The organism is Klebsiella sp. PL-2018 (genome assembly GCF_019048985.1).
Classification (GTDB): domain Bacteria; phylum Pseudomonadota; class Gammaproteobacteria; order Enterobacterales; family Enterobacteriaceae; genus Klebsiella; species Klebsiella michiganensis.
The window spans coordinates 3,877,079-3,902,843 of record NZ_CP077673.1 but is presented as its reverse complement, the minus strand read 5'-3'; the positions used below and the strand labels follow the sequence as shown (position 1 = coordinate 3,902,843).

Below are 25,765 nucleotides of genomic sequence, written 5' to 3'. Positions count from 1 at the left end.
CAATGAAAATTAAACACTATACATTACCTGAACATGCACTCGGTGGGCAGCGGCAATTAAGCCATTTTCATTTCGGCGCGCCCGGCACGGGAGAGAAGGTCTATCTGCAGGCGGGGCTGCACGCCGATGAAATCCCGGGCATGCTGGTTCTGCATTATCTTAAAAGATTACTCAGCCAGGCGGAACGGCGCGGCGAACTGCGCGGCGAAATCATTCTTGTGCCGGTAGCCAACCCGCCGGGGCTGGCCCAGGTGCTGCTCAGCAGCGGTATTGGCCGTTTCGATCTGGCGAGCGGGCGCAATTTTAACCGCGGTTTTCCCGATCTGGCGGCGCTGGCGCAGGCCGGTTTACCGGCGGATTTGCCCGGTACGCGCCCCGAGTATCTGCAGCGGGTGCGCGCGGCGATGCGGGAGGCGCTGGCGGCGCTTCCCGCCGTGAGCGAGGCGCAGGCCCTGCGCCACCATCTGCTGAGCCTCGCCTGCGATGCCGATCTGGTGCTCGATCTGCACTGCGATGACCAGGCGATTTTGCACCTTTACGCCGACCCGGCCTGGCAACGCGAGGCGAAAGTTCTGGCGGCTTTCCTCGGTATTGGCGCCGTGCTGCTGTCGCAGGAGAGCGGGGGCAACTCGTTTGATGAAGCCTGCGGCCTGCCGTGGCAGCGTCTTTGCGCGAGGAATCCGTCGTGGCGCCAGCAGCAGCCCGGCTGCATGGCGGTGACCGTCGAGCTGCGCGGCCAGCAGGAGGTGAATCACGCCACCGCCTGCGACGACGCCGAACGTATTTACCGTTACCTGCAGTACCGCGGCGTGCTGGCGGGCGCCAGGCCCGAGGTTCCGCAGCAGGAAACGGTGATGCTGCCGTTTGCCGCCGGGGAGATTGTCACCGCGCCGGCGACCGGCATCCTGGTGCTGCTAAAACATCCCGGCGAGTGGGTCAGCGCCGACGATGTCGTCGCGGAAATCATCGATCCGCTGACCGATATGGTCAAAGCGGTGCGGCCGACATCGGGCGGCCTGATTTATGCCAGCTGTCGGGCGCCGTTTGTCACTTTAGGGGCTGAAGTGATGAAAATCGCCGGCGAGCGGCCCTTCAGCGGCGGAGGCGGCCTGGCGCTGTAAGCAGCTTTTATGGTATCGCTCGGCCTAAAAAGTCGTTCACCGTCTTCATGCACAGCTCGCGCTCTTCGACGTGCGGCATATGGCTCGAGGCTTCAAAAATGACCCACTCGGCGCCGGAGATATGGTCCATAAAGGGTTGTACCACTTCCGGCGTGGCTTCATCGTAGCGCCCGGAAAGCAGCAGAACCGGAACCGTAATGCGCGCGAGGCGGTCGATAATCGTCCACGCTTTCATGCTGCCGATAACGTGGAATTCGGTGGGGCCATTCATGGCGTGATAAACCGTCGGGTCGGCATCCATGGCGTCGAAGGTGCGCCGCACTTCCGCCGGCCAGGGATCGAGCCGACAGACGTGGCGTTGATAAAATACAGCGCTTGCCGTCTTATATTCCGCGCTGTCCAGCGTTCCTGCCGCCTCATGGTCCAGCAGCGTCTGCTGGACGTCGGCGGGCAGCTGCGCCCGCAGCTTTGCCGCCCCCTGCAGCCACAGCGCCATCGATGCCGGGGAGTTGGCGATAATCAGCGCCTTTAACCCCTTTGGCTGCGTCACGGCGTGCTCCGCGCCGAGCATACCTCCCCAAGATTGGCCGAGCAGGGCGTAATTATCGGCAATATTGAGATGCAGCAGCAGGTTAGCCAGTTCGTCAAGAAACAGCGCCGGTTGCCAGAAGTCGGCGGGCTGCTGCGGTAAATGGGTTGAACGCCCGTTGCCTAACTGATCGTAGTGGATCACCGCTCGCCCGCTGAGGGCGATATCGCGGAACGCATCGACGTAATCATGCGTGCACCCCGGCCCGCCGTGGGCGACGACCAGCGGCGTGAGTCCGCTATCGATATCGCCGCAAACGCGAAACCAGGTTTGATAGTGCCGAAACGGGGCGTAACCTTCGCGGATGGTATACATGAATCATCTTTACCCTGCTAAGTGGACCGGCTTTCAGGGTAAAGGCTGGCAACCGCGGCTGAACACTAGCAAAAATGCTAGTTCTTAGCTGTCGAGCAGACGGTAGTGCAGGGCGCGGACCACCGCCTGCACGCGGTTGCTGGCGCCCAGCTTTTTGGCCGCGGTATTGAGATGCAGCGTCACCGTCGCCACCGAGCGATGCAGCTTGCGAGCGATCTCTTTGGCGGTAAGCCCCTCGGCGGACCACGCCAGACATTCGCGCTCGCGGTTGCTCAGCTTGACGTGACGGCAGGTGAGCATAGTGCTGTCGAACAGCGGGAAGGCGGACTCCTGAAACTGCCAGGCAAGCAGCATCAGCTGCGCCAGGGTGGCGCTGATTTCCCGCTCCTGACGCTGGCCGGTATGGATGCCGGTGAGGGTCACGAACCCTCCGTTGGGGAGATGCAGGGGAACCGTCGCGCCGCAGGGCATATTGTGTTCGCGCATATAGTCGGTGACCGCGGTGGGATGATTGTCCAGCCTCCCGCGCAGCATGCTGCTGTCCGGCCGTTGATAGGACCAGACAAAAGGCGCGCAGCTCTCGAGCGCGCAGTGCTGTACCGGATCCACCTGGTAATATCCGCGCTCGCACCATAGCTGGCGCATATCTTCCGGCACGTTGAACGTTTTCAGCAGCGAGGGCGTAATCAGTTCTCCTTCCAGAGAACACGGAACCGGCGTGTAATCGTAAATCACCGCCTCAAATCCCAACCTCCGGGTGTGCTGAAAAAGCCCGCTGAATGCGTCATCCAGGCTGGCCGCCCGCGCGCTGCCGGGGTGGTCAAACTCCAGTCGCATATAACCCCCTTCACCTAAAACGAGACCTGCGACGGGCACGATTTGTGCAAATCCGTCAGTAGCTGGCCCAAAGATATGCAATTCCGGTGCCGTTCCGGCGCGGCGCAAAACTAGTATTTTTGCTAACTGTTCAGCGTCCGGGGTTGCCGTTAGCGTTAAGACAGACCCCAACCCTCTTACCATCGACGATGAGGAATAGACCATGTGGAGCGAAATAGCGCCCGACCGGTGCCATAACATTGCGGTGGAAGGCTATAACGTCGTGGCCTATCAGTTTGGCGACGGCGATGAGACCATTCTCTGCCTCAACGGCGGACCGGGGCTGCCCTGCGACTATCTGCGTGAAGCCCACGCTTGTCTGAAACAGCACGGCTATCGGGTGATCGCCTTTGACCAGTTGGGGACCGGAAAGTCCGACCGGCCGGATGACGCCAGCCTGTGGACGATGGCGCGCTATGTGCGTGAAGTGGAGACCGTCCGCCGGACTTTGGGCCTTGGTCAGGTGCATCTGCTTGGTCACTCGTGGGGCGGATGGCTGGCGATTGAAGTGGCATTGCACCATCCTGGCGCAATTCGCTCGCTGATTCTGGAAAACACCGTCGCCGATATGCCGCATCTGGTGCAGGAGCTGAACCAGATGCGCGGGGCGCTGGGGCCAGAAACCGTCGCGATGATGCAGCGCTACGAAGCGCTCGGCTGGCTAGACCATCCGGCCTATCAGGCGGCGATTACGCTGCTGAATTACCGTCACGTGTGCCGCCTTGACGTCTGGCCAGAGCCGGTTATCCGCTCGCTTGGGGACTGGAATATGGGCCCGTATATCACCATGCAGGGGCCGAACGAATTCCTCTATACCGGTAATTTAAAAAACTGGAACCGCAGCGCTGAGCTGGCGTCAATCCGTGTGCCCTGTTTGATCACCAGCGGCCAGCACGATGAACTGACGCCCGCCTGCGCCCTGAAAATGAAGCAGGGGCTGGCGAACGCTGAAATAGCCATTTTTGCCAACAGCAGCCACATGCCGTTTTACGAAGAGCCGCAGGCTTACTACCCGGTGCTGCTCGATTTTCTGGCGCGCCAGCGCGACGCGGGAGGCTGTTAATGCATCGTTACCGCTTTCTGCTTTTTCGCCCGCTACAGCTGCTGCCGGTTCTGCTGGGTATCAGCCTGATCACCTTCATGATGGTGCGCGCGATCCCCGGCGATCCGGCGCGTATTCTGCTGGGGGTGCGCAGCACGCCGGCGGCGCTGGCCCGCATTCGCGCGCAGTTTGCCCTTGATGAACCGCTGTGGGTTCAGTACGGCTATTTTCTGCGCAACCTGCTGCAGGGCGAGCTGGGGAAGTCGATTGTATACCGGGTGGATACCCTGAAGCTGATTGCCTCGCGGCTGGAACCGACGCTGTGGCTGGTGCTCGGCAGCGTTCTGCTGGCGGTAGCGTTGACGGTGCCGCTGGCGGCGATAGCCGCACGCCAGCGCGGGCGTCTCGCCGATCGGTTGATTCGTCTGTTTACGACCGCCGGGCTCGGATTCCCGGCATTCTGGCTCGGCATCATGCTGATTCTGCTGTTCAGTATCGTGCTTGGCTGGTTTCCGGTCTCCGGCTACGGCAGCGATTTTTTAGACCAGCTGCACCATATGGTTCTGCCGTGCCTGACCGTGGCGCTGGCGCTGTCGGCGGTATTGATTCGCAACCTGCGCGCCAGCCTGCTGATGGAGATGAATAGCGACTATGTGGTGGCGGCCCGGGCGCGCGGGCAGCAGGAAAGACGTATCTTCTGGCGGCACGTGCTGCCGAACTCGCTGGTGCCGACCATCAATCTGCTGGCGGTGAATATTGGCTGGCTTATAGGCAGTACGGTGGTGATTGAAAGCGTGTTTGCTATCCCCGGCCTCGGACAGCTGCTGGTTAAGGCGATTTTTAGCCGCGACTACATGGTGGTGCAGGGCGTGGTAATGGTCTTTGCCCTTGCCACCGTGGCGGTCAGCCTGCTGGCGGATATTCTGACCGTGGCCCTCGACCCAAGGATAAAACTATGAAGGCGATAGCGACCTTTTTCCGCCTGCGTCAGCGGGCGATCCCGCGTCAGCAGGCGCTCTTCGCCGGGCTGGCGATAGTCGGACTATGGCTACTGGTCGCCTGTCTGGCGCCGTGGATAGCGCCGTTCGATCCGATTGCCCAGGACGCCTCTTCCAGCCTGCTGCCGCCGGGCGGCGCGCATCTCTTCGGTACCGACAACTTTGGCCGCGACGTTTTTTCCCGCGTGCTGTGGGGGGCGCGGGTCGATCTGCAAATCTGCCTGCTGGGGGTCCTGTTCCCCTTTATGCTCGGCACCACCCTGGGGGCGCTGGCGGGCTATATCGGCGGCGTGGCCGATGCGCTGGTGATGCGGGTTATTGATATCGTGCTGGCCTTTCCGTTTCTGGTGCTGATGCTGGCGATTATCGCCATCCTCGGGCCGGGGCTGAGCAGCTTTTATATGGCGATGGCGATGGTGGGCTGGGTCTCCTACGCCCGGCTGGTACGCGCTCAGGTACTGACGCTGAAACAGCGCGATTTTATTCTGGCGGCCCGCAGTCTGGGCTACGGCCATCTGCGGATTTTGTTCCGCCATCTGCTGCCCAATGCGCTAACCGGAGCCATCATTTTTTCGATGTCCGACTGCGTTCTGGTGCTGCTGAACGGGGCCTCGGTGAGCTATCTCGGGCTCGGCGTGCAGCCTCCTACCGCCGAATGGGGGATTATGGTGGCCGAAGGGCAGAGCTTTATCACTACCGCATGGTGGATAACCACCTTTCCGGGGCTTGCCATCGTGCTGCTGGCGATGGGCTTCAGCCTGCTGGCCGATGGGCTGGGCGATAAGCTAGGGGAACGCGTATGAGCTTGCTGAAGGTAAATCAGCTGACGGTCATGCGCGGCGAGGATGTCGCGCTGGTGGATAACGTCTCGTTAACGCTTGAAGCCGGGGAGATGCTTGGGCTGGTTGGCGAAAGCGGGTCGGGAAAAACCGTGACCTGCCGGGCGCTGATGCGCCTGCTGCCGGGGGCCGGACTGCGGATTACCGGCGGTGAGGTTCTGCTGGACGGCCGGGATATCTTGTCCCTCAGCGAAGGGCAAATGTCGGCGGTGCGCGGCCGGGAAATCGGTATGATTTTCCAGAACCCGACCAGCCATCTCAATCCGGTGATGACCATTGGAGAACAGATTGCAGAAAGTCGCCGCCTTCACTTTGCGGCAAACCGCCGTCAGGCGCGGGAGGATGCGCTGGCCTTGCTGCGCCAGGTCGGTATCCCGGACCCGCAGAATCGGCTCAATAGCTATCCGCACGAATTTTCCGGCGGCATGCGCCAGCGGGCGATGATCGCCGTTGCCCTCGCGCCGGAACCCCGGCTGCTGATTGCCGACGAACCGACCACCGCGCTGGATGTCACCGTGCAGATGCAGATTCTGCGCCTGCTCAGCGATCTGCGCGCCGAGCTGGGGCTGGCGGTCATTATGATCACCCACGATCTCGGGGTGGTGGCGCAAACCTGCGACCGGATTGCGGTGATGTACGGCGGCAGGCTGTGTGAAGTGGGCGGCAAACGCGAAGTGCTTGGCGGGCCCCTGCATCCCTATACCCGCGGGCTCATTGATTGTCAGCCGGCCAGCGAAGGCGGGCAGGGGAGGTTGACGATCATCGACGGCCAGCCGCCCAGCGCCGACCACTTCCCATCAGGGTGTCGCTTTCACCCGCGCTGCCGCCGCGCTGATGAGGCGTGTCAGAGCCAGCCATTGCTGCGTTACGGGCAGGATTGCCATAGCCACGCGGTGGCCTGCCATCACATTTTGCCAGCACGGCAGGAGGGATAATGGTTAACGCTCGCTGGCCGCTGCTTGAGGCCGATAATCTTTGCGTCACCTTCCCGGTTTCCGGCGGCCTTTGGCGGCCGAAGCGGGTCGTACACGCGGTAAACCGGGTCACGATGCAGATCTTTCCTGGCGAGACGCTGGGCCTTGTCGGCGAATCCGGCAGCGGTAAGAGCACGCTTGGCCGAGCGCTGTTACAGCTTGAACGGGTTGCCGATGGCGAGGTGCGGTTCGCCGGACAGCGCATTACCCATGGCTTAACCAGCGATATTGCCCGTCTGCGCCAGCAAAGCGCGATGATTTTCCAGGATCCCTATGCCTCGTTGAATCCCAGGCAGACCGTAGGAGAAAGCATCTCCGAGGTGCTGCGCGTGCATCAGAAAGTCCCGCGCGGGCAGGAAGCGCTGCGGGTTGCGGAACTGCTCACCCTGGTCGGCCTGCGTCCGCAGCAGGCCAGCGCGAAACCGTCTCAGCTAAGCGGCGGCCAGTGCCAGCGCGTCGGTATTGCCAGAGCGCTGGCCATGGAGCCGCGGCTGATCGTGGCCGATGAGTGCGTCGCGGCGCTGGACGTCTCTATTCAAGGACAGATCGTCAACCTGCTGATGGATCTGCGGGAAAAGATGGGGCTGGCGATTCTGTTTATCGCCCACGATCTGGCGATTGTGCGGCGACTCTGCGATCGCGTTGCGGTGATGTATCTCGGGAGAATTGTGGAAGAGGGGCCGGCAGAAGCGGTCTTCACTCGACCGCTGCATCCCTATACCGCCGCGCTGGTCTCGGCGATCCCGGAAATCGACCCGGATAAACCGCTGCCGAAAAATTTGCTGGGGGGCGAGCCGCCCAGTCCCGTAGCCGTTCCACAAGGCTGTGCATTTCATCCGCGCTGCCCTTATGCGCAGGTGCAGTGCCGCACCGGCGCACCACCACCAACCCGGCAGATTGCCGATCGCGCTTATGCCTGCGTGCTCAACCTCGCGGGCGATGAGACCGTTTTTCCTTTAACTGGGGGATCTTTTGATGAAGCACAGGCAGATTAAGTTACTGGCGGCGAGCGTTTTTCTGGCGCTCAGCGTGGTGAGTGAAATAGCTCAGGCGGCCGGCGTATTGACCATTGGCCGCCGGGAGGACAGTACCACGTTTGACCCGATAAAATCGGCGCAAAATGCGGATAACTGGGTCTTTTCCAACGTCTTTGACCCGCTGGTGCGGGTGGATAAAAGCGGGACGAAGCTGGAGCCGGGCGTGGCCGAGAGCTGGACGATTTCCCCGGATGGCAAAGTCTATACCTTCAAAATTCGCGAAACCCGGTTCTCGGACGGTACGCCGCTGACCGCCAGCGATGCGGCGTTTAGCCTGATCCGTATCCGCGATGATGAAGGCTCGCTGTGGCGGGATTCCTATAGCATTATTGCCAAAGCGGAAGCCACGGACCCGCGCACGCTGGTGGTGACGCTGAAATCGCCTTCAGCGCCGTTCTTATCGCAGCTGGCGCTGCCGAACGCTTCGGTGATTTCCCAGCAGGCGATGAAGGCGGAAGGCGAAGAGGCGTTTGCCGAAAAGCCCGTGGGCTCCGGCGCGTTTAGCGTGAAAGAGTGGCTGCGCGGAGAAAAGATCGTACTGGTGAAGAACCCGAACTTCTGGCAGGCGAAAAACGTCAGCCTGGATGGCGTGGAGTGGTTAACCATTCCGGACGACAATACCCGCATGCTGAAAGTGCAGGCCGGCGAACTTGACGCTGCGCTGACCGTGCCTTTCTCGCGCATTGCATCGTTACAAAAGGATGCCAATCTGAAGGTGGAGCTGGATCCTTCTACTCGCGAGGACCATCTGCTGATCAATCATTCTCACGGCGCGCTGGGCAAGGTGGAAGTCCGTCAGGCGCTGGACTTCGCGATTGATAAAGACGCGATTGTGAAAACCGTGACCTTTGGCTACGGTCAGGTGGCCAATTCCTATATTCCCGCCGGAGCGCTTTACCACTATCAGGATAATCTTCGCCGGCCATACGATCCGCAAAAGGCCAAAGCGATGCTGAAAGCGGCGGGCGCTGCCGACCTGAAGCTGAACTATGTGGTCAATGCCGGGGATGAAGTCGATGAGCAAATTGCCATTTTGCTACAACAGCAGCTGGCAAAAGCCGGGGTGACGGTGAATTTGCAAAAAGTCGACCCGAGCCAGAGCTGGGATATGCTGGTGGCCGGGGAGTACGATATATCGGTGATGTACTGGACCAACGATATTCTCGACCCCGATCAGAAAACCACCTTCGTGCTGGGTCACGATGCCAATATGAACTATATGACCCGCTATCATAACGACCAGGTTAAAGCGCTGGTGGCCGCAGCGCGCGTTGAAATGGACAGTAAAAAGCGCGAGCAGATGTATATCGACCTGCAAAAAATGGCCAAGGCCGACGTGAACTGGGTCGATCTGTATTACAGCCCGTACCGCAACGTCAGCCGCAAAAATATCGACGGTTTTTATCAGAATCCGCTGGGACGTTTCTTCCTGGAGGATACCGTAAAACACTAATGCCTCTTTGCGCCGGTTGTCCTCTGACGCCGGCGCCTTTTTCATCTTACCGGCGGCGCGACACGGTTTGATGCATATCAACGAGCACATTAACTTTTACTATAAAAACTAAAAAAGAGTTGTAACCCCGCCTGCTTTTATTCAATTTATGTGGTGAATGTTTAATGTATTCCAATAAATAAAACATATATACATTAAAAAACAACACGTTAAATAAATCAGGGGTTAATTTTTGTGGCAAGTGCAAACAAACTCACGCTGTTCATCGTCATCTTCATGCTGTTGGGGATCCTCTCCGGCGCGGCCATCCACGCTTACGCCGGGCAAACGACCATTACCGCATGGTCAGAAAACATTACGCTGCTTACCGACGTGTTTCTGCGCCTGATTAAGATGGTCATTGCGCCGTTAGTGTTCAGTACCCTGACGGTGGGGATTATGCGGCTGGGTGAAACGGCGACCATTGGGCGGGTCGGCGGTAAAGCCATGGTGTGGTTTATTACCTCGTCCATTCTCTCCATTCTGGTCGGGCTGGTGATTGTTACCCTCGAGCATCCCGGCGCCGGTTTGAACCTGGCGATCCCGAAAGAGTCCGTGGATACCGGGCTGGCGGTGAGCGGGATGAGCCTGAAAGGCTTTCTGACCCATACCATCCCCACCAGCATTACCGAGGCGATGTCCAACAACGAGATTCTGCAAATCGTGGTGTTCTCGATGTTCTTCGGTATTGCCGGGGCATCGCTGGGGGAGAAATTCAACGCCCCGCTGGTGGCGGCGCTGAACGTGGTTTCCCATATTATGCTGAAGGTGACCGGGTACGTGATGTACGTCGCGCCGCTGGCGATTTTCGCCGCGATCTCTTCGGTTATCGCCTCGCAGGGGCTGGGGATCCTGCTTAATTACGCCTCGTTTATCGGCGGATACTATGTCGCGATTCTGCTGACCAGCGCGGTGCTGCTGGCGGTGGGGTATATGGTGCTCAAAAAAGAGGTTTTTCGCCTGCTGAACATGCTCAAAGATCCGGTGCTGGTGGCGTTCACGACCAGCAGCTCCGAGGCGGCCTATCCGAAGACCCTGGAGCGTCTGGTGGAATTTGGCTGCTCGCGTAATATCGCGTCGTTTGTGCTGCCAATTGGCTACTCCTTTAATCTGGTCGGTTCAATGGTGTACTGCTCTTTTGCCGCCATGTTTATCGCCCAGGCTTATAATATTCAGCTGAGCTTTAGCGAGATTACCGTGATGATGCTGACGCTGATGCTGGCTTCGAAAGGGATTGCCGGGGTGCCGCGTTCGGCGCTGGTGGTGCTGGCGGCGACCATCCCGAGCTTCAATATTCCGGTGGCGGGTATTTTACTGCTGATGGGGATTGACCATTTCCTCGATATGGGGCGTTCAGCGATTAACGTGCTGGGTAACGGGATTGCGACGGCGATGCTGTCAAAAAATGAAGGTCTGTCGCAGAATGAGGTACCCGAGGCTGAAGTCGCGCCTCAGCAGGCGCAAGCCTGATCGTCGGGCGGCCTCTCTGACGGGGTCGCTTTTTGCGCAGAAAAAGAGGCCCCTGACAGGCACGCCAGGGGCAATGTGACGAAGTAACAGATTCCCTGGTAGAGGCATTTTTTATTGTATAAAAATACGCTCCGGTATTTTCATACCAGGGAACCGGGTCATGTTACCCGCTGCCCGTAACGCCTGAGTAGATGTTTTTCATTTTACCGATCTTTTTCGGAATCCCGTTCCTCGCAAGCCAGCAAATTCTTAATTTTACGGTACATAATCCGATCGTCGATGGCGCGTGCGCGCGTTTACCAGCGTTCTTTTAATAAGTTAATAAACTGGAAAAAGTCATAATTGTTATTAAGGCTGTATTTTTCCATAATTTTGCTTTTGTGCCAGGTGATGGTTTTGGGGGTGACTTTGTTGAGAGCAGAAATTTTACCGATATCAAAGCCATGAATAATGCCGGTGGCGACGGCTACCTGCGATTTGGACAACATCTTATGCGGGCAGTTTGTGCAAATTAGCGGCGAGTCGATCCTCTGCGCCAGAGGAAGCAGTTCACGGTAATGACTCCAACTTACTGATAGTGTTTTATGTTCAGATAATGCCCGATGACTTTGTCATGCAGCTCCACCGATTTTGAGAACGACAGTGACTTCCTGCCCAGCCTTGCCAGATGCTGCCTCAGATTCAGGTTATGCCGCTCAATGCGCTGCGTATATCGCTTGCTGATAACGTGCAGTTCTCCCTTCAGGCGTGATTCATAAAGCGGCCAGCCATCCGTCATCCATACCACGACCTCAAAGGCCGACAGCAGGCCAAGAAGACGCTCCAGCGTGGCCAACGTGCGTTCACCGAATACGTGCGCCACAACCGTCCTCCGTATCCTGTCATACGCGTAAAACAACCAGCGCTGGCGTGATTTAGCGCCGACGTAACCCCACTGTTCGTCCATTTCCGCGCAAACAATGACGTCACTGCCCGGTTGTATGCGTGAGTTTACCGACTGCGGCCTGAGTTTTTTAAGTGTCGTAAAATCGTGTTGAGGCCAACGCCCATAATGCGTGCACTGGCGCGACATCCGACGCCATTCATGGCCATATCAATAATTTTCTGGTGTGTACCGGGCTGAGAGGCGGTGTAAGTGAACTGTAGCTGCCATGTTTTACGGCAGTGAGAGCAGAGATAGCGCTGATGTCCGGCAGTGCTTTTACCGTTACGCACCACGCCTTCAGTAGCTGAACAGGAGGGACAGCTGATAGAAACAGAAGCCACTGGAGCACCTCAAAAACACCATCATACACTAAATCAGTAAGTTGGCACCATTACCGGAAACAAGGCTGTAAACAGACACGCAAAGGCAAAATATGCACAGCAATAAGGCTAACCATGTTTGCATGGCCATGATAGATATCCTTTAACTTAATTTTAGGTGTTAAAAATGTACCTCGCCGGCACGGGAATATTTTTATACTCTTCTTTAAACCGTGCTCGCGATACGCGGCCGAAAAGCGCACGGCAAGCGTCCTGAATTCAGCTATCGCTGGATCAGCAATAGTCGGTTTGCTCAGGGACGCTTTGGGCCGGTGTGCTCACGACGCCATGTCAATGTAAGAAAATTCTTAATGTGCTGTCAGTCTCATTTCTCTCATTCCTCTCAAAAACTGAAAAAAATTAACAAGAGCAGCAAAACTGAAAACAACTTCGCAATGACGCCGCGCGGATGGAGGGATACAGACCGGCAGCGCTGCTGCTGCCGGCCGGGGAAAGGTCAGGAGAGAAACGCCAGCCCTTTGCCAAAAATCGCGCGAATCGGCAGGGTGATACCATGAAGGCGGGCCTTGTGGCGCAGGCGGCTGATCACGACGTCGATTCGGTGCAGTTCCGGTTCGCCTTCATCGGTAAACAGAGAGGTGTGCAGGTCAACCTTGCTGCACACCTCATTGCGGTTACGCATTAACACTTCCAGCAGCCGATACTCTTGCTGCGTGAGCGGCAGGGCCAGCCCAGACGGCGCCACAAGGTGCTCGTTCTGGAGTACCCAGTGAGACGGCGCTGGCCGCTCTGCTGATAGCGCCGGGTTGATACGTTCCGTCGGTTTTTGCTGGCGAAGCCGGGAGCCAAGCGCCTGAATACTCTCCGCGAGGTCGGAAAAGTTGACCGGCTTGATGAGATAGAGATCGGCGCCGGCGTTTAAGGCCTGGAGCCGATCCTGCTCATGCCCTCTGGCGGTCACCACCACCAGGCCGAACTGGCCAATTTCGTGCAAATAGTCCAGCACGCTAAAGCCGTCCTCACCCGGCAAGCCAATATCGATAAGCACAATATCAACCGGATCGCGATGCAGCTGCCGCCAGAAGGCTTCGGCGCTGCGCACGCCCCAGGCATCGAAGCCGCGATGGCGCAGAAAAGCCAGCAGCTCGTCGAGTAAATCAGCGCTATCTTCGATGATTGCGACGCGTAATGTCATGATTTGTCCTTCTGCTGTCCGTTAACCGGGAGCGTGAGCGCAAATTTGCATCCGGCCGACGTGTTCTCTGCCAGCCACAGGTCCCCGCCGTGAGCCTGGATGATTTGTCGGGCGACATACAGGCCAAGCCCGGTCCCGGCCGGCGTTGCGGTATCCGTTTCGCCGCGCCGATAGCGCTCGAAAATATGCTCGACCTGTTCAGGCGGGATGCCGGGACCGCGATCGCCAATGCGTAATTCCACGTGTTTTTCCTGCAGATAAATCTCGATGCTTATCTCCCCGGAGGCGGCATATTTCACCGAGTTGTCGAGCAGGTTGGCGATGGCGATACACAGTAGCCCGCTATCAATAAACAGCACCGGTGAAGGGGAGTCCGGACCTACAGTTTGCCCCTCAAGGGTGACATCCAGATAATGGTTAAGCGAAAGATCCACGACCGTCGCGGCCATATAGATCACCGGCAGCAACGCTGCATCCTGCCTGTCGGCGTGCAGGTCCCTCGAGGAGAGCCGGGCGTCGGCCAGGCAATTATCGGTAAGCTGTACCAGACGGGTTGTCGCCCGCTGCATGCGGTCGAGGCGCGAGCTCTGCGTCACCGTTGCGGGGCACAGGCGCAGGTTTTCCAGCGCGGCCTGGAGGATCGCCAGCGGCGTTCTGAACTCATGCGCCACCATTCCCATAAACTGGCGCTGGTGGAAGCTGGCCTCGCGTTCAATCTGTAGCTCTCGCGCCAGCTGCTGCTTGCGCACCAGAGTCCGGTTTTCCGCCCGCACCCGCAGTACGGCGATGATCAGGACGGTAACGATATGAATAATCAGCGCGTACTGCCAGGTGGAATAGACCCCATTATGAAACGGAATGACGCCGTGGATAGAGAGCAGCGCCAGCCCGGCGGAGACGACGTATATCGGCGGCAGCAGCCCCAGCAGCAGCGTATTGATATCAATCGCTTTGCGCCGCCACAGCATCCATGACGTGATCAACAGAATAGGGGCGGCGATAAAAAATATCCCGGCCTCTATCTGCATCGCCAGGCCGTAAAAGCCCAGCGGAATACTGATTTGCAGAACGATGTTTAAACCGATCGCCGCCAGCAACAGTTGATGCAGCCGCGGCATATTTTTCTTGAGATCGAAAACTTCGCTATGCAGCCACAGCGCGGTGGCGTAGCTCACCAGCGACAGGCAGCTGATCATATAATCCTGAACCGGCAGCAGGGCGCTGCCAAATAACCACTCCGGGTAGCCATGCAGGGCCGCGACGAGCGGATAGTTTAGCGAGAACAGGCAGATCCCCCACAGCAGGCGCCGACGCAGCGCGATGGCAAGCCACAGGGCGATGCCGCTGGCAATTACCGCCAGGCCAAAATAGAAGCTCCAGAAAGCGGTATCGAGCGTGGCCGAACGCACGAACTCCTGCGGCGAGGAGAGCGTCGCCAGCAGAATCAGGGTGCTGCTGCTCTGGAGACGGAATACCATCTCGTAGCCAGCCGCCGTCGGCGGGGGCGGCAAAATCAGTACGCTTTCGCGGTAGTCGAGATCGTTATCCCGGGCAGACGCATGGTCGCCAAACTCTTTCTGTCGCCATGGACTATCGCTGCCGTAGGGGCGATAAAACACGGTCAAACGATCGACAAACGACGGACCGAGCTGCAGCCAGCGCTGTTCGTCAGCAAATAAGGCCGCCGGGAGCGAAGTACGTAGCCAGTAGGCCTTTGTCGAGTAGCCGAACGACGGGATAAGCGGCGCCGTTTTTAGCGCCTCTTCAGGGAGCGAAAGAAAGGCGTTGAGGGTCAGCGTGTCGCTGGCGTCGGCGTACCAGTAGACCGGAATATCAATACCCAACTGGCGGACCTCCGCGCGGGCTGGCGCCCCTATCTGCAGGGCGATAATGACGCCGCACCATGCCCAGAAATGCGCGCTGCGGCTCCTGCGAATAAGATCATAAAAAGCGCACAAACGATTCAATCACGCCCCCTTGTGGCATGGATTAATCAATCAGACGGTATAAACGCAGAGGAACGCTGCCGCAGGCACAGGTACCCCTCCGCATTCGGGAAATAAACGTCCAGGGCCGGGCAACGCAGCATTCTGCTGGTGCCACAGATATTATTCCAGCGTTATCTGCACGCCGGGTAACTGGCCAGACCTGCTGTAAGAAGATTCTCAATCAACGTTAACGTAGGAGGGAGGTGCATAATAAGCAACCTGAAATTTCAGGCACAGCATACGAGTTTATGATGTTATGCCATAAATTGACGCGATAGCTATATAAAATTGGCATTAGATTATTTAATCAGCGCATATAAAAGCAGCGGGTTATATTCAAGTTTAATTTACGCTGAAATAACGATAACGGACAATATCTGCGGCGAGCGAGGCGCATTTGGCGATGAATCCGCCGCGGCTGATGGGATGACCGGTCGCACAGACCCTCATAAAAGACCGCCGACGAGCGTGTGATAAAAAACTGACACCGGCAGTCCATGGCACCGCGTGCGAGTAGCGGATTTATGCGGGCAAAAAAATAAAATGGTTATATATTGACCTGCAATGAAATAAAATCAGTATTCTAAGGCGTGATAGTAGAATTTAGACGAGGGTAATTTCGGGGTAAGCGTATTTTATGCGGTTGAAAGGGCGATTTTCTGTTTCTTCCCCACCCGTAATAGCGGTCCTTTATCAATGTTTTGGTTATTTACATCAAAGAATCCGCGGACGACTGTGGTTATGTTGGTTATTCCGCCTGGAGAAATGACCAGGTAAATCATTCACTCGTTGTGCAAGGAGACCTGACAGGATGACGACGAAATCGCTAACGCTGTCTTTGGATGAACAACAGTCCATTCCGTTGAGTACGGTCTCAGGGACGCAGGGCTATCCCGGCATGGATATTCGTCCGCTGGCGTCCGCAGGTATATGCAGTTTCGACCCCGGTTTTGCTAACACCGCAGGCTGTACGTCGGCCATCTCCTGGATTGATACCGAAAACAGCGTTTTGCTGCACCGCGGCTATCCGGTCGATCAGCTGGCTCGCCAGTGCGACTTCCTTGAGGTAGCCTGGATTCTGCTGCGGGGCGATGCGCCTGACGAAGCCAGCTATCAGGCGTTCAAAAACACGATTACCCGCCATAGCCTGGTACACGAGCAGATTGGCCGCATGTGCAGCAGCTTTCGGCGCGACTCGCATCCGATGGCCTTAATGTGCGCTCTGGTGGGCACGCTGGCGGCGTTCTATCACGATGTGCTGGACGTTGAAAATCCCGAGCACCGCGCGCTGGCCGCCACCCGCCTGCTGTCGAAAATGCCGACGCTGGCGGCGATGAGCTATAAGTTTTCTATTGAGCAACCGGCGCAGTATCCGCGCAACGATCTTTCCTACGCGGGGAATTTCCTGCATATGCTGTTTGCTATCCCCGCGGAGCCGTATCAGCTGAATCCGGTGATTGAGCAGGCGATGAACCAGATCCTGGTGCTGCACGCCGACCACGGCCAGTGCGCATCGACGACCACCGTCCGGGCGGCGGGCTCCTCCGGGGCGAATCTTTTTGCCTGCATTGCCGCCGGGCTCGCTTCTTTATGGGGACCGGCCCACGGCGGGGCGAACGAAGCCAGTATGCGGATGCTGGAGGAGATCAACACCGTCGACCAAATTCCGGCGTTCCTGAGCAAAGCGAAACGCGATCCGCAGGCGTTTCGTCGTCTGGGATTCGGTAACTCTCGCTACCGTCATCTTGATCCGCGCGCCGCTATTTTGCGCGAAACCTGTCACCGGGTGCTGAAGGAACTGGGGATGTCCGATATGCCGCTACAGGTGGCGATGGCTCTTGAAGAGGTGGCGCTGACCGACCCCTACTTTGTTGAAAATGGCCTGTCGCCGAGCGTGGATTTCTACACCGCGGTGATCCTTAAAGCGATGGGGCTGCCTTCATCGATGTTTGTGGCGATTACCGCCGTAGGCAGAACGCTTGGCTGGGTGGCGCACTGGAACGAAATGCACGAAGCGCCGCTGAATATTTATCGTCCCCGGCAGATTTATACCGGCGAAAAGCGGCGGGATTACGTTTCGCGGCGTGAAGGGTGACAACAGGGGGGCAATCGGGAAGATTTAGCCCGGCTCGCGCTGCGCTGAGCCGGGCTACAAATTCACTGCGTTCTGTGGTGCGGGAACGCAGCGGATGTTTAGCGAAACATCACCTGCGCCCAGCGGGCCAGCCCGGCGGTAACCGAGCCAAAATCATCGCCTCCGGCAACCGGAATACCCGGCAGGTGTGCCGCCAGCGCTTTTTTAATCAACGGCGAGCGAGCGCTGCCGCCGGTCAGGTAAATTACGTCCGGTTTTTCATTACTGTTATCCAGCGCCAGCTGAACCTGCTCCATGATCCGGGCCAGCGGCTGATCCAGCGCAGCTTCCAGACCCTGCTGGCTGATGGCTGTCGCCAGCTCGTCGCTAATAAACGGTAGCCCGGCGGTGACGCTCGGCTGCGCGGAAAGGGCGATTTTGCTCTCTTCTGCGCTGCGCACCAGGCGATAGCTCAGGCGCTGACGCCAGACCTTCAGCAGCAGCGCGACTTTTTCGCTATCGCGGGCGCTGCGCAGCAAATCGTTAAGCAGGCGACCGTTGGCGGCGCTGTAAAAGTCGGTCTGCGCCGGCACGTCGTTAATGGCCACCGCATTCCACCACGGCAGAATCGGCAGCGCGATGCCTTTTTCGGTATCGCCGCCCATCCCCAGCAGCGGCATCAGGCATTTAAAGGCCAGGGCGATATCCAGGTCGTTACCGCCGACGCGGCAGCCGCTGTGGCCGAGCAGGCTTTGCTGGCGATCGGCTTTTTCTCGCCACTGCGGCCCCATCAACAGCAGCGAACAGTCGGTGGTACCGCCGCCGATATCGACGACCAGCACGCGTTTTTCTTCGCTCAGCGTCGCTTCGAAATCCAGACCGGCGGCGACCGGCTCAAACTGAAACACGACGTCGCGAAAGCCCGCGCGCTTTGCCGCACGTTCGAGAATGCCCTGCGCCTGGGCGTTGGCATCATCGCCGCCCAGCCCCTGGAAGTTAATCGGGCGGCCGATAACCGCCTGGTCGATGGTATCCGTTAGCTGCGTTTGCGCCTGGAGTTTGATATGCAGCATCATGGCGCACACTAAGTCTTCAAACAGCGCTACCTGCTGCGGCTTAAGCCCGCTGGCGCCGAGAAACGATTTCGGCGACTTTACAAAGTAGACTTCTTGCGGATCTTCAACGTACTGATGCAGCGAAGCGAGACCAAACTGCACGCTGTTGCCGAGTACGTCGATATCTTCCTCGCGGTTGAAGCTTATCGCGCGACGCAGCAGCGCCTGGTTTTCATCACCGTTGGGCGGGACGTCGTGGTGGCGGTAGAGCCACTCGCTGACCGCTTCGCGGGTCGGCGCGCAAAGCATTGATGGCAGTAGTGAACTGCCGTTTTCCAGCGTCAGCAGCTGCGGCGTATTGTCGCGCATCACCGCCACTGAACAGTTAGCGGTACCGTAGTCAAAACCAATAAACATAGCCTGCAAAATCCCCATGCCGGTGAAGAAGGGGGGCGACTTTAGCGGATTGACGGCACTGCGACAACTGGAATTTAAAAGCAAGGCGCAGGCGGCGCGGAGCCGCTATGATTGAAGCGCTAAAAAAGGAGAAATGATGACGCTGCTACCCTGGCATTCCCCCTACGACTGGCAATGGATGTTTCATTTTCTTGGCGCGCGTACGGTGCAGGGAATTGAAACTTTTGCCGGCGACAGCTATTGCCGCAGCTTCGCCCTGAATGGCCACGCCGGACTCATCACGGTGACGCCGGATGACGCCGCGCAGGGCATGCGGGTGACGCTTTCCGCCGGGCTGCAGCCGGTCGCGGAGGCGTGCCTGGCGCGGGTTGCGCGCTTATTTGATTTGTCCTGCGACCCGCAGCAGATTGCCCTGACGCTGGGAAGCCTTGCGCTGCCAAGGCCGGGGCTTCGTCTGCCGGGCTCCCTGGATGCGTTTGAACAAGCGGTACGTGCGGTGCTCGGCCAGCTGGTGAGCGTGGCCATGGCGGCAAAGCTCACCGGGAAAGTGGTGGCCGCCTTCGGGGAACCGTTGACCGACGCGCCGGGCTTTTATCTCTTCCCGAGCGCGCAGCGGCTGGCGCAGGCCGATCCGCTGGCGCTAAAGGCGCTGGGCATGCCCCTGCGGCGCGCGGAGGCGCTGATCCACCTGGCGCAGGCGGCTATCCGCGGCGATCTCCCCCTCTTCGCGCCGGAGAATATCGACGCCGGAATAAAGCAGCTGCAGACGCTGCCCGGGATAGGCCGCTGGACGGCGAACTATTTCGCGCTGCGCGGCTGGCAGGCGCCGGATATCTTCCTGGCGGATGATTATCTGATTAAACAGCGTTTTCCCGGCATGACGCCGGCGCGGATTGCGCGCTATGCCAGCCGCTGGCACCCCTGGCGCTCGTACGCTTTACTGCATATCTGGTATACGCAAGGCTGGTCGCCGGAGGAGGAATAGACCCGGGAGGCGCTTAGCACTGGTATCGACGCGCTGAAATCCCTATAATTGCGGCGTTTGGCGGTCAACCGCCACCCTTCCTACATTCCCAGGTTAATCAGGTCGCAAAAATTTATGACTGATACGTCTCATCAGTGCGTCATTATAGGCATCGCCGGCGCATCGGCTTCGGGCAAAAGCCTTATCGCCAGTACGCTATATCGTGAATTACGTGAACAGGTCGGCGATGAACATATCGGCGTTATTCCGGAAGACAGCTATTACAAGGATCAAGGTCATCTGTCGATGGAAGAGCGTGTAAAAACCAACTATGACCACCCAAGCTCCATGGATCATAGTCTGCTGTTTCAGCATTTGCAGATGCTGAGAAGCGGCCAGCCGATAGAGTTGCCGGTGTATAGCTACGTTGAGCATACCCGTATGCCGGAAACCATTCATATTGAACCGAAGAAAGTCATCATTCTCGAAGGGATTCTGCTGCTGACCGACGCCCGCCTGCGCAACGAACTCAGCTTCTCCATTTTTGTCGACACCCCGCTGGATATCTGCCTGATGCGGCGCATCAAGCGAGACGTTAACGAGCGTGGGCGTTCGATGGATTCGGTAATGGCGCAGTACCAGAAAACGGTGCGCCCGATGTTCCTGCAGTTTATCGACCCTTCCAAACAGTATGCCGATATTATCGTGCCTCGCGGCGGTAAGAACCGTATCGCCATCGATATATTGAAGGCCAAAATCAGTCAGTTCTTTGAATAACACGAACGAATTGTGTAACGTGCAAAGAGAAGCCAATTTGCCCTTATCCCCGGAAGGCGTAGGGGCGCAATGCCTTAAAGGAGAACGTTCATGCGTCTGTGCGACCGAGATATAGAAGCCTGGTTGGATGAGGGGCGTCTGGCCATTAACCCGCGCCCGCCCGTTGAGCGCATTAACGGCGCGACGGTCGATGTTCGGCTGGGAAATAAGTTTCGGACTTTCCGCGGGCACACGGCGGGCTTCATTGACCTGAGCGGGCCTAAAGCGGAAGTCAGCGCGGCCCTGGATCGCGTGATGAGCGAAGAGATTGTTCTGCCGGATGGTGAAGCGTTCTTCCTGCATCCGGGCGAGCTGGCGCTGGCGGTGACCTTTGAATCGGTCACCCTGCCGCCGGATCTCGTCGGCTGGCTGGATGGCCGTTCTTCGCTGGCGCGTCTGGGCCTGATGGTGCACGTCACCGCGCACCGCATCGATCCGGGCTGGTCCGGCTGCATCGTACTGGAATTCTATAATTCGGGTAAGCTGCCGCTGGCGCTGCGTCCGGGGATGCTGATCGGGGCGTTAAGTTTTGAGCCGTTATCCGGGCCGGCGATGCGGCCTTATAATCGCCGCGAAGATGCGAAATATCGCGACCAGCAGGGCGCGGTAGCGAGTCGAATCGACAAGGATTGATAATTTTAGCGGTTTGCTGAGGATGCCATGAGACGAATTCTGACCACGCTGATGATCTTACTGGCGGTAGTTGTCGCCGGTCTTACCGCGCTGGTATTGCTGGTCAACCCCAACGATTTTCGCGCCTATATGGTTAAAGAGGTGGCGGATCGTAGCGGCTATCAGCTCGAGCTCAATGGGCCGCTGCGCTGGCACGTCTGGCCGCAGCTCAGCATTCTCTCGGGCCGCATGACCCTGACCGCGCCGGGCGCTGAAGAACCCGTTATTCGCGCGGATAATATGCGCCTTGACGTCGGGCTGCTGCCGCTGATCTCCCATCAGCTGCAGGTCAAGCAGGTGATGTTGAAGGGCGCGGTGATCCAGCTGACCTCCAAAACCGAAGCCGTGCGTAGCAAGGGGGCTCCGGTCGTCCCGCACGACAATACGCTGCCTCAGGTGCCGGAGGATCGCGGCTGGTCGTATGATGTCCAGAAGCTACAGATTGCCGATAGCGTGCTCTTTTTTCAGCATGAAGATGGCGAGCAGGTTACGGTGCGCGATATCCGTTTGCAGATGGAGCAGGACAGCAGCCATCGCGCCACGGTCGATTTCTCTGGTCGGGTGAACCGCGATCAGCGCGATCTGGCGCTTTCCTTCTCCGCCCAGGTGCAGGGCGGTGATTATCCTCATTCTCTGAGGGCGGATATTTCACAACTGAACTGGCAGCTTCGCGGCGCGGAGCTTCCCCCCGAAGGGATTAGCGGCCAGGACAGCATGCAGGCCAGTTGGGTCGAGGATGCGAAAAAGCTCAGCTTCGATGGGCTGAACTTAACGGCTAACGGCAGCACCATTGCCGGCAACGGCAGCGTCGTGCTGGGCGACCAGCCTGACTGGACGCTGAACCTTCAGGCGGGCACGCTCAACCTCGATAGCCTGCTTTCTCATGCCTCCGCCTCTGGCGATAATAGCGTTAACCAGCAGGGGCAAAGCCAGAACAGGCAGCTGCGCCCGGTTATTGCGGATAACGATATTCAGCAGGATTACAACGCCCTGCGCGGTTTTAACGCCCGGCTGAACCTGACGGCTGACCAGCTGCAGTGGCGGGGAATGCACTTTACCCAGGTGAAAAGTGAAATCAGCAACCAGCAGGGGCTGCTGACGATTCATCAGATGCAGGGGAGCCTGGACGGTGGACGACTCTCGCTCCCCGGCTCGCTCGACGCGCGGGGCGCAACGCCACATGCCTCTTTCCAGCCGCAACTCGACAACGTCGAGATCGGCTCGATTCTGAAAGCGTTTAATTATTCGATAAACCTCACCGGCAAGCTCTCGCTGACCGGCGAGTTCTCCGGCGGTAAGATTGATGCCGACGAGTTCCGCCGCAGCTGGCAGGGGCAGGCGGTAACGCAGCTCACTGATACGCGCACTGAAGGGCTCAACTTCCAGCAGCTGGTACAGCAGGCCGTCGAGCGCAGCACCAACGTTCAGGCGCAGGAAAATTACGACAATGCGACCCGACTGGATTCTGTCAGCACCGAGTTTGCGCTGAATAATGGGCTGGTCACCTTGACGCATATGCAGGGCCAATCTGACATGATGGCGCTGACCGGTCAGGGTGAGCTCAACCTGCTGAAAGAAGATTGTGATATGCTCTTCAACGTCCGGGTACTGGGCGGCTGGAAGGGCGAAAGTAAGCTCATCGACAGGCTCAAGCAGACGGCGATCCCTTTGCGAATTTATGGTAACTGGCAGACGCTGAGCTACAGCCTGCAGGTTGACCAGATACTCCGCAAGCAGCTGCAGGATGAAGCCAGGAAACGGCTCAGCGAATGGGCTGAACGCAATAAAAACACCCAGGACGGCAAGGATGTGAAGAAGCTGCTCGACAAACTGTAAGTTAGCCAGGAAAAGCAGAAGAAGCGCATCGTGCTAAGATTGCCAGCAATGCGCATTCCTCTGGAATTGCCGGCGGCGCTTCGCCTGCGCGGGCCTACGGCTAAAGAGGGATGTATTGAGCGTGTGGCTTTTTTCTGCCGGGTAAGGCGATAGCCACTACCCGGCAGAAAGATTAGCAAACCCTTAAAAATCGGTTAACCGCCTGCGTCCGGCTTTTGATGCTTCATCGAAGAGAGCATCACACTTCATAATCCAGTTCATGTTCATCCTGCGCCGGCGGCACTATCAGTACTTTTTGTACCCGATGGCTGTCCACCTGCAGCGTGCGCAGCACGTAGCCGTCAAGTTTCACTTCTTCACCTTCCTGCGGCACATGCTGCAGGTACTCCATCAGCAGACCGGCAACCGTATGGTATTCACGTTTCTCATCCAGCGGCAGAGGAACGGACTGGACAAGGTCTTCCAGCGGCATATGCCCGTTGACCGTCCAGCTCCCGTCGCCGTTTTTGTGAATATCGTGACGGGCATCGATCTCTTCTGCTTCATTAGGCAGATTTCCGGCGATGGTCTCCATGACGTCGCTGAGCGTCACAATCCCCTCTACGGACCCAAATTCATCGGCCACAAAGGCGAAGTGGGTTCTGGCTCTGCGGAACTGCTCCAGCGCAGGAAGCAGCGGCAGCGTTTCCGGGAACACCAGCGGCTGACGAATCAGAACCTGCAGATTGAGCGGTTCATGGCGTAATGATTGCTGCAGAAGATCGATCACGTGCACGACGCCAAGCATATCCTCGTCATCATCGCCGCCGGTCACCACGAGGCGGGTATGCTGATTTTTGTCGAGTAAGGCGCGAATCTCCTCTTCCGGCGCGCTGAGATCAATATGTTCAATGTCATGACGCGAGGTCATGATGCTGCTGACGGTACGCTGATTGAGATTCAGTACCCGCTCAATCATCCGCCGCTCTTGCGGATTGAAGAGTGGGTTATCGTCGCGATCGGCAACCAGCGAGGCGGTCTCGCTATCCAGCTCGCTACTGTCTTTGCGCCCGCTCAACAGATTCATCACCGCTTCGGTGGTTCGCTGGCGTAGCGTCAGGTTGGCCGAGAGAAAGCGATGGCGGTTAAAAATCGCCAGCTGGTTGAAGGATTCAATCATGACCGAGAAGCCGATAGCCGCGTACAGGTAGCCTTTAGGAATAGGGAAACCAAAGCCTTCGGCAATCAGGCTAAAGCCGATCATCAGCAGGAAGCTCAGACAGAGAATAACGATGGTTGGATGGCTGTTAACAAAGCGGGTGAGGGCTTTACTGGCCATCAGCATCAGGCTAATGGCAATAATCACCGCAGCCATCATGACCGCCAGGTGGTCAACCATGCCGACCGCGGTTATCACCGAGTCGAGAGAGAAGATGGCATCAAGCACCACGATTTGCGCTACCACCCCCCAGAACCTGGCGCCTTTGCGCTGGGTTGGGTTATCGCTATCTTTCCCTTCCAGCCGTTCGTTAAGTTCAACGGTGGCTTTGAAGAGGAGGAATAATCCGCCAAACAGCATAATCAGATCGCGGGCGCTAAAGCTCAGATCGTGCCAGGTCATGAGCGGTTTGGTTAGCGTGACCAGCCAGGAGATCGAAGCCAGCAGCAGGAGGCGCATCACCATTGCGAGTAACAGACCGGTGACGCGGGCCCGGTCTCGCTGCGCGGGGGGAAGTTTTTCCGCGAGAATGGCAATAAAAACCAGATTATCAATACCGAGTACCAGCTCAATAACGACAAGCGTAATGAGCCCGGCCCAAATCGAGGGGTCGGCAATCCATTCCATATTCAGTTAAAACCTTTACAACCTAAGAGTGCCATGAATCGATCATGGATAAGCTATAGATAAAATGCAATATTTTCTGCTGTTAATTAGCTCAGCCCCGAACCCGCTTCCCAATAAACCAGCAAATAAAAGAGTCAGTTGTGCAGGATATAACCTTTCCACAATGCGCTTATGGGATGGTACTTATTAATTAACGCGCGAAATTTCAGCGATACGGGTGGAGACGGTACGCTCGATTGTTAAGCCAGGTGTCACCCGAGCGGTGAAGGACCATGCTGCTCTGCAGCAGAAGGCGGATACGTTACTTAGATAACGCGAGAGTCAATCAATAGATTTGATGTATATATCAACGATTTTCTTGAATTTGGATTTTTATACTACTTAATGTCGTGGCTTGCCGTAGATCAATTTTTGCAGGACGATGTAATGAGCGTTATATGTGATGGCGAGCGGTAAAAACAGCAGCGAAGAGGGTTTAAGTCAGCGGACTGCCCGTCGTTTTTTTCAGCAATATCATTGCTGACCGTGAAGTCAAGCGTGACGGGTAATTGGCTGCAATTCAGGCGCTTTTGTACGTTAAATAATTTTATTATCAATATAATTGATTATTTGGGCTGGATTTTTATTTTTTTGCAGTCACTTGTTCTGTGTCAATTCATGATGAAAGATTACAAGGTATTAAAAGAGAAATGATGGAGAAGCGATGAGCGTCATTACGCTACCTTATGAATAAAATAAGGTGCTGCTGGTGAGTAACTCATTGTAATTAAATGGAAATTCTTTAGAAAGTATGCGTATAAGAATTTTCTTAAAACTGTCTATTGGTATGTAGACTTTGCGTGTATTCTTAAATTCAGCGTGTAATTTCAGAATTTGACGGACAGAATGGCAGGTATCAAGCGTG

General features: G+C 57.3%; 20 protein-coding genes and 2 pseudogenes. 13 read left to right on the top strand and 9 right to left on the bottom strand.

Annotated elements, in window-relative coordinates; genetic code table 11:
- The first annotated feature begins 2 nt into the window (after nucleotides 1-2).
- Nucleotides 3-1,121, top strand: a complete 1,119-nt coding sequence (locus MKleb_RS18230; RefSeq protein ID WP_025107778.1) for a succinylglutamate desuccinylase/aspartoacylase family protein — start codon at nucleotides 3-5, stop codon at nucleotides 1,119-1,121.
- 7 nt (nucleotides 1,122-1,128) lie between these two features.
- Here MKleb_RS18230 and MKleb_RS18225 read toward each other — a convergent pair whose 3' ends face one another.
- Nucleotides 1,129-2,025: a proline iminopeptidase-family hydrolase gene (locus MKleb_RS18225; protein WP_025107777.1), complete on the bottom strand. Its 897-nt coding sequence runs from the start codon at nucleotides 2,023-2,025 to the stop codon at nucleotides 1,129-1,131.
- A gap of 84 nt (nucleotides 2,026-2,109) precedes the next feature.
- Nucleotides 2,110-2,862 (bottom strand): helix-turn-helix transcriptional regulator, encoded by a 753-nt coding sequence (locus MKleb_RS18220; protein ID WP_025107776.1) that lies wholly within the window; start codon nucleotides 2,860-2,862, stop codon nucleotides 2,110-2,112.
- Nucleotides 2,863-3,064: 202 nt separating this feature from the next.
- Here MKleb_RS18220 and MKleb_RS18215 point away from each other — a divergent pair, with 202 nt between their 5' ends.
- The 7 genes from MKleb_RS18215 to MKleb_RS18185 all read left to right on the top strand — a co-directional run bounded on the left by MKleb_RS18215 (nucleotide 3,065) and on the right by MKleb_RS18185 (nucleotide 10,753).
- Complete coding sequence (locus MKleb_RS18215; protein WP_025107775.1) at nucleotides 3,065-3,964, top strand: proline iminopeptidase-family hydrolase; 900 nt, start codon at nucleotides 3,065-3,067, stop codon at nucleotides 3,962-3,964.
- Entirely contained in the window at nucleotides 3,964-4,902 is a 939-nt protein-coding gene (locus MKleb_RS18210; protein ID WP_004852520.1) for an ABC transporter permease, read from the top strand. The genes MKleb_RS18215 and MKleb_RS18210 overlap by 1 nt, the downstream gene beginning before the upstream one ends.
- A complete protein-coding gene (locus tag MKleb_RS18205) occupies nucleotides 4,899-5,744 on the top strand; it encodes an ABC transporter permease (protein WP_025107773.1) in 846 nt (281 codons plus the stop codon). The genes MKleb_RS18210 and MKleb_RS18205 overlap by 4 nt, the downstream gene beginning before the upstream one ends.
- Nucleotides 5,741-6,715, top strand: coding sequence for an ABC transporter ATP-binding protein (locus MKleb_RS18200; RefSeq protein WP_014230085.1), 975 nt, complete (start codon nucleotides 5,741-5,743; stop codon nucleotides 6,713-6,715). Before MKleb_RS18205 ends, MKleb_RS18200 begins: the two co-directional genes overlap by 4 nt.
- The gene (locus tag MKleb_RS18195; RefSeq protein ID WP_014230084.1) at nucleotides 6,715-7,749 is read left to right on the top strand and encodes an ABC transporter ATP-binding protein; all 1,035 of its coding nucleotides are present in this window, start codon (nucleotides 6,715-6,717) and stop codon (nucleotides 7,747-7,749) included. The genes MKleb_RS18200 and MKleb_RS18195 overlap by 1 nt, the downstream gene beginning before the upstream one ends.
- Nucleotides 7,730-9,244, top strand: coding sequence for an ABC transporter substrate-binding protein (locus MKleb_RS18190; protein ID WP_025107772.1), 1,515 nt, complete (start codon nucleotides 7,730-7,732; stop codon nucleotides 9,242-9,244). Before MKleb_RS18195 ends, MKleb_RS18190 begins: the two co-directional genes overlap by 20 nt.
- Before the next feature lie 234 nt (nucleotides 9,245-9,478).
- A complete protein-coding gene (locus tag MKleb_RS18185) occupies nucleotides 9,479-10,753 on the top strand; it encodes a dicarboxylate/amino acid:cation symporter (RefSeq protein ID WP_004852509.1) in 1,275 nt (424 codons plus the stop codon).
- A gap of 296 nt (nucleotides 10,754-11,049) precedes the next feature.
- Here the strand turns inward: MKleb_RS18185 and MKleb_RS18180 are convergent.
- The 5 genes and pseudogenes from MKleb_RS18180 to MKleb_RS18165 form a co-directional block, all read right to left on the bottom strand.
- A pseudogene (locus MKleb_RS18180) lies at nucleotides 11,050-11,268 on the bottom strand (transcriptional regulator); the annotation flags it as partial.
- A gap of 53 nt (nucleotides 11,269-11,321) precedes the next feature.
- A protein-coding gene (locus tag MKleb_RS18175; protein WP_223274117.1) for an IS1 family transposase occupies nucleotides 11,322-12,019 on the bottom strand; the annotation gives its coding sequence in 2 pieces (ribosomal slippage) (nucleotides 11,322-11,770 and nucleotides 11,770-12,019; 699 coding nt in all).
- Nucleotides 12,020-12,074: 55 nt separating this feature from the next.
- Nucleotides 12,075-12,149, bottom strand: a pseudogene (locus MKleb_RS29955) (small membrane protein); the annotation flags it as partial.
- Nucleotides 12,150-12,515: 366 nt separating this feature from the next.
- Nucleotides 12,516-13,214: a response regulator transcription factor gene (locus tag MKleb_RS18170; protein WP_025107770.1), complete on the bottom strand. Its 699-nt coding sequence runs from the start codon at nucleotides 13,212-13,214 to the stop codon at nucleotides 12,516-12,518.
- Nucleotides 13,211-15,172: a sensor histidine kinase gene (locus MKleb_RS18165; protein ID WP_224226562.1), complete on the bottom strand. Its 1,962-nt coding sequence runs from the start codon at nucleotides 15,170-15,172 to the stop codon at nucleotides 13,211-13,213. Before MKleb_RS18165 ends, MKleb_RS18170 begins: the two co-directional genes overlap by 4 nt.
- An 841-nt stretch (nucleotides 15,173-16,013) precedes the next feature.
- Here MKleb_RS18165 and MKleb_RS18160 point away from each other — a divergent pair.
- Nucleotides 16,014-17,297 (top strand): citrate synthase, encoded by a 1,284-nt coding sequence (locus tag MKleb_RS18160; protein WP_025107768.1) that lies wholly within the window; start codon nucleotides 16,014-16,016, stop codon nucleotides 17,295-17,297.
- Nucleotides 17,298-17,395: 98 nt separating this feature from the next.
- On the opposite strand, the gene yegD is transcribed toward MKleb_RS18160, so the two are convergent.
- Nucleotides 17,396-18,748 (bottom strand): molecular chaperone, encoded by a 1,353-nt coding sequence (gene yegD, locus MKleb_RS18155; protein WP_025107767.1) that lies wholly within the window; start codon nucleotides 18,746-18,748, stop codon nucleotides 17,396-17,398.
- A 136-nt stretch (nucleotides 18,749-18,884) separates the two neighbouring features.
- Here yegD and alkA point away from each other — a divergent pair, with 136 nt between their 5' ends.
- From alkA to asmA, 4 genes are all read left to right on the top strand, one after another.
- Entirely contained in the window at nucleotides 18,885-19,733 is an 849-nt protein-coding gene (gene alkA / locus MKleb_RS18150; protein WP_025107766.1) for a DNA-3-methyladenine glycosylase 2, read from the top strand.
- 114 nt (nucleotides 19,734-19,847) lie between these two features.
- Complete coding sequence (udk, locus tag MKleb_RS18145) at nucleotides 19,848-20,489, top strand: uridine kinase (RefSeq protein WP_004122537.1); 642 nt, start codon at nucleotides 19,848-19,850, stop codon at nucleotides 20,487-20,489.
- Nucleotides 20,490-20,579: 90 nt separating this feature from the next.
- Nucleotides 20,580-21,161 (top strand): dCTP deaminase, encoded by a 582-nt coding sequence (gene dcd, locus MKleb_RS18140; protein ID WP_004852489.1) that lies wholly within the window; start codon nucleotides 20,580-20,582, stop codon nucleotides 21,159-21,161.
- A 27-nt stretch (nucleotides 21,162-21,188) separates the two neighbouring features.
- A complete protein-coding gene (gene asmA, locus MKleb_RS18135; RefSeq protein WP_217076047.1) occupies nucleotides 21,189-23,036 on the top strand; it encodes an outer membrane assembly protein AsmA in 1,848 nt (615 codons plus the stop codon).
- Between the two features lie 238 nt (nucleotides 23,037-23,274).
- On the opposite strand, the gene MKleb_RS18130 is transcribed toward asmA, so the two are convergent.
- Complete coding sequence (locus MKleb_RS18130; RefSeq protein ID WP_025107764.1) at nucleotides 23,275-24,861, bottom strand: TerC family protein; 1,587 nt, start codon at nucleotides 24,859-24,861, stop codon at nucleotides 23,275-23,277.
- Between the last annotated feature and the right edge of the window lie 904 nt (nucleotides 24,862-25,765).

Coding starts and splice junctions, on each gene's coding strand:
- MKleb_RS18230 (WP_025107778.1), top strand. CDS start 3: ATGAAAATTAAACACTATACATTACCTGAACATGCACTCGGTGGGCAG.
- MKleb_RS18225 (WP_025107777.1), bottom strand. CDS start 2,025: ATGTATACCATCCGCGAAGGTTACGCCCCGTTTCGGCACTATCAAACC.
- MKleb_RS18220 (WP_025107776.1), bottom strand. CDS start 2,862: ATGCGACTGGAGTTTGACCACCCCGGCAGCGCGCGGGCGGCCAGCCTG.
- MKleb_RS18215 (WP_025107775.1), top strand. CDS start 3,065: ATGTGGAGCGAAATAGCGCCCGACCGGTGCCATAACATTGCGGTGGAA.
- MKleb_RS18210 (WP_004852520.1), top strand. CDS start 3,964: ATGCATCGTTACCGCTTTCTGCTTTTTCGCCCGCTACAGCTGCTGCCG.
- MKleb_RS18205 (WP_025107773.1), top strand. CDS start 4,899: ATGAAGGCGATAGCGACCTTTTTCCGCCTGCGTCAGCGGGCGATCCCG.
- MKleb_RS18200 (WP_014230085.1), top strand. CDS start 5,741: ATGAGCTTGCTGAAGGTAAATCAGCTGACGGTCATGCGCGGCGAGGAT.
- MKleb_RS18195 (WP_014230084.1), top strand. CDS start 6,715: ATGGTTAACGCTCGCTGGCCGCTGCTTGAGGCCGATAATCTTTGCGTC.
- MKleb_RS18190 (WP_025107772.1), top strand. CDS start 7,730: ATGAAGCACAGGCAGATTAAGTTACTGGCGGCGAGCGTTTTTCTGGCG.
- MKleb_RS18170 (WP_025107770.1), bottom strand. CDS start 13,214: ATGACATTACGCGTCGCAATCATCGAAGATAGCGCTGATTTACTCGAC.
- MKleb_RS18160 (WP_025107768.1), top strand. CDS start 16,014: ATGACGACGAAATCGCTAACGCTGTCTTTGGATGAACAACAGTCCATT.
- yegD (WP_025107767.1), bottom strand. CDS start 18,748: ATGTTTATTGGTTTTGACTACGGTACCGCTAACTGTTCAGTGGCGGTG.
- alkA (WP_025107766.1), top strand. CDS start 18,885: ATGACGCTGCTACCCTGGCATTCCCCCTACGACTGGCAATGGATGTTT.
- udk (WP_004122537.1), top strand. CDS start 19,848: ATGACTGATACGTCTCATCAGTGCGTCATTATAGGCATCGCCGGCGCA.
- dcd (WP_004852489.1), top strand. CDS start 20,580: ATGCGTCTGTGCGACCGAGATATAGAAGCCTGGTTGGATGAGGGGCGT.
- asmA (WP_217076047.1), top strand. CDS start 21,189: ATGAGACGAATTCTGACCACGCTGATGATCTTACTGGCGGTAGTTGTC.
- MKleb_RS18130 (WP_025107764.1), bottom strand. CDS start 24,861: ATGGAATGGATTGCCGACCCCTCGATTTGGGCCGGGCTCATTACGCTT.